This window comes from Barnesiella sp. CU968 (assembly GCF_905219685.1).
Taxonomy (GTDB): domain Bacteria; phylum Bacteroidota; class Bacteroidia; order Bacteroidales; family Muribaculaceae; genus Lepagella; species Lepagella muris_A.
Genome location: NZ_CAJMXD010000133.1, coordinates 1 through 7,172 on the forward strand (window position 1 = coordinate 1; position 7,172 = coordinate 7,172).

The 7,172-nt window shown below is 46.1% G+C and carries 4 protein-coding genes and 1 pseudogene; all 5 read right to left on the bottom strand.

Annotation, left to right across the window (positions count from 1 at the left end):
• A pseudogene (locus tag JX312_RS06695) lies at positions 1-209 on the bottom strand (hypothetical protein); the annotation flags it as partial.
• Positions 210-232: 23 nt separating this feature from the next.
• Complete coding sequence (locus JX312_RS06700) at positions 233-2,029, bottom strand: RagB/SusD family nutrient uptake outer membrane protein (protein WP_204457466.1); 1,797 nt, start codon at positions 2,027-2,029, stop codon at positions 233-235.
• 38 nt (positions 2,030-2,067) lie between these two features.
• Entirely contained in the window at positions 2,068-4,113 is a 2,046-nt protein-coding gene (locus JX312_RS06705; protein WP_370541482.1) for a TonB-dependent receptor domain-containing protein, read from the bottom strand.
• Between the two features lie 31 nt (positions 4,114-4,144).
• Positions 4,145-5,035 carry a carboxypeptidase-like regulatory domain-containing protein gene (locus JX312_RS14310; protein WP_370541483.1) on the bottom strand — a complete coding sequence of 297 codons (891 nt, stop codon included), beginning with the start codon at positions 5,033-5,035 and terminating at the stop codon, positions 4,145-4,147.
• A 215-nt stretch (positions 5,036-5,250) separates the two neighbouring features.
• The gene (locus tag JX312_RS06710; protein ID WP_204457467.1) at positions 5,251-6,891 is read right to left on the bottom strand and encodes a DUF6377 domain-containing protein; all 1,641 of its coding nucleotides are present in this window, start codon (positions 6,889-6,891) and stop codon (positions 5,251-5,253) included.
• Positions 6,892-7,172 lie beyond the last annotated feature (281 nt).

Sequence of the window (7,172 nt, forward strand, 5' to 3'; positions counted from 1 at the left end):
ACATCCTTGCAACCGTTAAATTCACCTACGATATATATCTTGTCAGTAGGCATGGTGCGTTGCGGCACTATCACCTCAAGCAACTGGTAGCCGGGACGAAGTTCGAAACGGGGCAACTCCACGTCAAATACGATGTCTTCCTTTGAACACGCGCCTATAAGAGGAAGCAGCATAAGAAGCCAAAGATATGATATTTTGAACTTTTTCATTTTGAAGTCTTTTAAAAAGCTGTTTAATAATTGGGATTCTGAACAAGACCGGGATTCACCATAAGTGCTGACTGAGGCAGAGGATACCATTCATATTTACGGTCTCGTTTTGCGGGTAGTTGACGGTCGGTTTCCGTAGCACGTCCGAAGAACCACCACTGTCCTTGAGTGAATTTGTCAAAACGGCGCAAGTCGGTGCGACGTCGGCGACCTTCATTGAGAAATTCAATACCCCACTCGCTGAGAAGCCAGTCGGCATCAAATGTATCGAAACCGGGACCGGGTTTTTCAAGTTCCTTCTGATCTGATGCGCCGAAATATCTGCCGCGCACCTGATTTACGTAACTCTTCGCCATAGAGGGGTTACCGGAACGCATATGACATTCTGCAAGTGTGTAATAAACCTCTGCAAGACGAAATTCCACCTGATCGGCATTACGCCAGTCGAGACCTGTGGAAGTGGGATAGATAGGGTAACGGATCACCCTGTAACCGGAATTGGTTTCTCCCCATCGCGGACTCATCACGGGTTCGAGCTGACGACCGAGGTTCTGGAAAGTTCCTACCTGATCCACATAAATCAACGGCTTGTCCTGAAGATCGGCATCGGCAAGCACGTCGGCACCGGTGTTCCAGTCTTTCTGCGGACCCATAGCGAATATTCCGCGCCAGTTGCCTCCTGCATCGCATTTGAAGGGCTGCTTTCTGATGTCGGCATTATTCATGCGGTCAAAGGGAGCACCGAGTTTGTCACCATAATCGAAGATGAAACTCTTGGGGTTGGATGTTCCTGCGTAAGGCACAAGGGTGCCGGTATTGTCTTTCGAAGGCACCATGCATACGCAATTCCATCCACCTTGATCGCAAGAGAATCCAAACATCTGGTCATAATTGTAAGGGAGGAAGGGGGTGTTGCGGTTATTGTTGGTATTATGCCCCGCTTCCATTGCGAAAGCGAACACCACCTCGGGGCATGTCTCGTTATTTATGCCGTATATGTCACGGTAATCTGAAACAATCGAATAATTTCCGTAGTCACCGGCAATGATCTGTTCGCAAAGCGTCTTGCATTCGTCATATCGTGCCGTTCCGGTCCAAAGTTCGGAGTTGAGGAGAAGACGCATCTTGAGCATACGGTTCATTCCCTGGCTAAGACGGTTCCGGGTTCCGGGATTGCCCTGTTCCGCAATAAGATCTCCATAACAGCCATCAAGCTCATCTGCCATGAATTGCCAGATAATCTGCGAACTCTTGTTGAAATCCGGATCTGCGGAACCTGGAACATTGCCATCAGCTGCAACACACAGGGGCAACGTCCCTCCCCAAAGCTCAAAGTTATTATAATATGCCCATGCACGCATGGTCCGCACTTCAGCGATATATTGCTTCATTGCGCTGTCACTCATACCGAGCGAAGCCGGATTGAGTTTCTCAAGGTCTCCGAGGAGAGTGTTGCAAAGACCGATGGTCTCCCAAGCATGTTCCCAAGCCTGGCGTATTATCACCGATTCGGAGTTCCACGTCTGCGACGAGAGCACAAATTTTGCAGCTTCGTCATATCCCCATGCTCCACCGTTCCATGTGCGCCATGTTACCTGGTCTGCCGGAAATTCGTTGAGATACCAGAAATATTCAAGGAAACCGCTCTGTGCGCTGGCATAGATTGATGCTACAGCACCCTTTACGCTGTTCTCGTCCTGATAATATGCTGAGGCGTCTATCCTGTCGTAAGTGATCTCATCGAGATTGGTGCAGGATGGCAGAACTGCCGTCATGGTGGCAGCCGCAAACATTGCGCCTAAATATTTAATTAGATTCATAAGAAATTTTAAATTGAGGTTTCTGTTTCACGAATTGATCACCTGAAGCGGATAGTCACGCCTAATGTAATCTGAGTTGCCGAAGGATAAGCACTCGACACGTCTACTCCCGGAGTGATACCTGTCGAAGTCACAGCCGAAGGATCCGTTCCGGAATATCCGGTAAGAGTGAAGAGGTTCTTTGCAGAAACATATACACGTAATGAATCGAGCAAACGGCGGTTCTTTATCGGGAAATTATAGCCGAGCGTAACGTTTTCAAGTTTGAAATAGTCACCGCGTTCCAAGAAATAAGATGATATCACACCGCCGCCGCTCCAAGTGTCGCGATCGTCAAGATATGCACTGCGAAGCACATTGTCGCTACCGCTTCCCTGAAGTCCCATGCCGTATTTACGCATATTGAAAATCTTGAACCCGAAAGCGCCCTGGAACATCATGCTCAGGTCGAAATTCTTCCATTTCAATGAATTGCTCCATGAGAGGAAATGCTTGGGAGCGCCATCTCCGATAAAACGTTTGTCTTCCGGATTGGCTGAAGCAGCTGTAACTTTCGAACCGTCGGCAGCATATACGAGCATGTTGTGGTTCTCGTCTGTTCCTGCATATTCATAACCATAGAACTGCCCGATCTTTCCACCCTCCTCCACTCGGAAGAAGTATTCGCTGGTGCCTGCACCCGGTTTCTGATAGAGATCAAGATAGGAGGCACGGTAGAGATCGTTGGAAAGTTTTGTGAGCTTGGTTGTGCCATAGGAATAATTGATTCCCATGTCCCATGTAACAGGCGTGTTTACGAGGATGTTGCCGTTAAGGGTCAGCTCAACACCGGTATTCTTTGTCGTGCCGACATTCACGAGAATCGAAGGATACACATACGGCGGCTGAGGAGCTGTGTAATTATACAGAAGGTCATTCGAACGGCGGTCGAAATATTCTATAGATCCGTTAAGACGATTGAAGAACATGAAATCCACACCAACGTTTAAACTGGAAAGCTTCTCCCAGCCGAGATTCGGATTCGCGTTGTTCGAAGGTCTATAACCGGTCATCCAGTTTCCGTCGATAAGGTACTGACCACCGGTGGAATAAGTTGCAAGAGCTTTGTATGCATCGAAATCGCTACGTCCCGTCATACCATATGAGAAACGTGGTTTCAAACTCTGCACAATCTGTTCCTTGTCCTTGAAGAAGGGAGCTTTCGTCATTTCCCACGCTACCGACACTGCCGGGAAGTTACCCCATTTCTTGTTTGCACCAAATTTTGTGGAGCCTTCGCGACGGATGGAGGCACTGGCTATCAACATGCCTCTCCAAGCATAATTGACACGACCGAAAAAGCCCACCAAAGTAGACTCACTCTTGCCGGCATACATCTGTGCCTTGCCCTGTCCGAGCCATGAACCGACACCGATGCCGTTCCAGAGAGGCTTGTCGAATGTGAAATCATTGTTCTGCTCGAACATCTGCTCCCAGTTGCTGCGTTCGAAAGAATAACCGCCTACAAAACGTACATCATGATCATCATTGCGGAAGCTATAGTTGGCAAGCCACTCCACGCGGTTCGTATACCATTTCTGATATTGAATGGATGCCCTGCCGGCATAACCGCCCCAATAAGATTCTCCGGAAGTTGACGGAGTGTAATAATCGCTCTTCAGGTCATTATAATTGTAGGAATATGATAACGTAGTGCTTACATTATGGTTGTCGTTATGCCATATATCATATTTCAAATCGGTTGTGCCGAGCAGATAAGTACGTTTACCCTCTGATGTGTTCACCTTAAGCTGCTGAACAGGATTCTTGATATCCGTAGGGGAAGTGGGCTGATAATATGTTCCGTCGGTATTGAAAACCGGAATTGTAGGGTTCATGCCGAGGGCTGTGTCAAACATGCCGTCGTCACCCCATTTCTCATTCACCCTCCTGGCATTAAATGATGCCGTTAAACGGAGATGATTGTCAAGAGTATTGGCGGAAACAGCGGCACGACCGCCAAATTCCTCACGTCCGCTGGTAATGTCAAGACCGTTTGCCCTCTTATAGTTGACAGAAGCTGTGTAATATCCTCCGTTTGCCAACGAGCCGTCAATGCCGACATACTGGTTGGTGTCATAGGCAAAGTCCGCGTGTTATTTCGTCATACCAGTCTGTGCTTGCACCATAATCGTTACCACGGCGAGACAATCGCCATTCGTAGGGTGACAATACTTCGGGTCTGTTTTTACCGAAAGCAAGCGCTCCATATGATTCGTAGGTAACTACAGGCAAACCGGGCGTACCGGTACCTTTCTTGGTAGTGATAAGTATTACGCCATTGGCACCGCGCGTACCATAGATAGCGGCAGACGCTGCATCCTTAAGTACTGACATGGATTCGATATCCTGTGGCGCCAAAGTACGGATATCCCCTCCGGCAACACCGTCGATCACTATGAGCGGACCATTTCCTGCACTCAGTGATGTGGCACCCCTGACCTGCAAAGCTGAACTGCCGTTAGGATTTGCGGCAGCTGTTGTGGACACGTTTAGACCCGTAACCTTACCGGTAAGCATCTCCATCGGGTTATTCATCGCTCCAGTCTGAAAATCGCTTTTGTTTACCTGCACGATGGAGCTTGACACTTCACGGCGACTTAGCGAACCGTAACCCACTACAACAACTTCGTCGAGGAGTTCCTGATTCTCATGCAGCACCGCATCAACAACGTTTCGTCCCTTCACCGCTATTTCCTGAGCCTTAAAGCCAACATAGCTGAAGATTAGCGTCCCGTCTTCGGGAACATCGTTCAAGGTGTAGCGACCATCGACATTGGTTGAGGTTCCCAAGGTCGGTTTTCCCTTGACAGAGACGCTGACACCGATCAATACCTCTCCCGTAGGATCGGATACAGTGCCCGAAACTTTCAACTGCGCCTGTGCAAATAAAGGAGCAGCTACAAGAACCAACGTCTGTGAAATAGAGAAGACGATCGCCCTTAAATTCCATGGTTTTCTGTTCATTTTATTTTTTGATTAAAAGGTGATAGTTTTTCTTGGCAGCAACGGAGACAATCTCCGTCAGAACAATGCAAAGTTCATAAACTTTACTATCCCAATCAAGGCTATCAAACAAAAATCAAAATATTATTCAATATCAACAGATTATAAACCAATAAATTACAATTGCAAATAAACTTAAAAAATCAAGATTATTTAGAGATTGTTTAAAGAATAATTTAACCTATTTCTTTAACTTCATTCTCGAAATTATCAGGATCGATGGCGCGTTTCCTCATCTTCGACCGATATGTGTAGACGGTAGAAATCGAACAGCATAGGAAGTGAGCAATTTTGGCACTGTCGTTAATGCCTATGCGAATCAAGGCAAAAAGCCTCAGCTCGGTACTCAGCAGTTCGCAGGATTTCAAGACCACCCTGTAATCAGGAATAAGGAGCGCGTTGAATTTTTCAACAAAAGAGGGATATATGTTCAAAATCGCTTCGTCAAATTTTTCATAAAAATTGCTCAGCAGCTCGTCTGCCATCTCGGAAGATTCCAGTTTCTTCAACAAAACCGCCCTGTTGGCACCTTGAGCGGCAAGAATGCGCAACGATTGCTGATAAGAACGTAACGTGGATATGGCTGAAGAACAATATTCCATGAAAAGACCGGCATACTGCTCCTTCGTGCGATTCGAATCACGCAACTCGTCATTAATGGTTTTCAGTTTTTCAGACAATGCGCTCAATTTTTCATTTGCAGAATTGATTCTGTCGTTTGCCCGGTGAAGACTTTTGAACTGCTTCAATATAAACAATATCGTAATCACCAGTATGCAAGATATTATGCTTACAATCCAGATCATTGCCCGCAGTTTGCCTGTCAGTTTATTCTGCAAAGTGGCGTAGGCATCATCTATCAAGGGCAGAATCTTGGTAGACTGGGTGTTGCGCATAAGTGCCGAATAAAAATTAGCATCAGCTATACTTTTCTTCAGATAACGATGAGCACGCTCTATGTCACCCTCCTCAAACATGATTGTAGCCATCTCCCTGAATGACATGTTTTCTTTTACAGCTCCCCTTACATCGGAAATGGCACTTGCCACCAGATAGCGTTTATATTTCTCCTTTTCACCCGTAATTTTGTATATATAGGCAAGCGTTGAAGCCAAGATCGAATATTCCCTGGTTCCTGATGGATATTTCTTGAGATACGTATGTAGAAATTTGATTGCATCCTCCGGATTTCCGTCACGCGCCGATTCCGATGTAACTAAAATGCAATTAAACGACGCCTTGTCAACAACCTTACTCAAAGAATCGGCATATAAGGCACGTCTCTGTTCATGTCCGCGTGCAGTTTCATGTTCATTTGCATATTCGCTCAGATATTGATAGGCGGCACAATAAGTAGAGTAATAGTCTTCAAGAAGCGACTCGTGTGAATCAAGTGAATCCCTCGGAATCTTTTGCATCAGAGACAAGGCATCGGAAAACAATCCGGCATGTGCGAACACATCTGCCCGTTTTATAAGCAACCTGGTATATTCACCCGGTTTCGACAATATCTCCGGACGGCGCAGATTTAAATTTATATAATACAACGCCGAGTCTGATTTATATGCCGCAAATTCATCGATGAGACTGTTTATTATGTCAGTACGCAGCTGCTCGTCATCCTCTCCGGCACATTGCAGACGCAACCTGCCGATCCTGTCTTCCTTTTCTTTCTCATAGACTCCGCTCCTTGCAATTTCTGCATCAAGCAGCGCGTAAGAATCCTCAAGAGCCGATTCACGATCAGCCTCAGGCGTTCCACACGACATGCAGAGCATCATGACAACAACACAGGCATATACCCTAATGACATACATATCCTATCATTTTTATTTCATTAAGCATGGAGCCATAAAATCAAGATGATTTCACTCTAAAAATCCACTTGGTAAAGATAATACAAAAACTATTTGTTGCAAAACTTTCAAGCCAATATCGCAAATATTATTTCAACATTATCTCAACAGACAGCTACCCTTTCACCTGTTGTCAGAACGGAGCAGGTGATTCGAAACAATAATGATTACCATCTGTAGGGAAGGTAAATTCCAGCTTTTCTGCATGAAGATGAAGTCGCCTCTGACCATTCCCGATATTA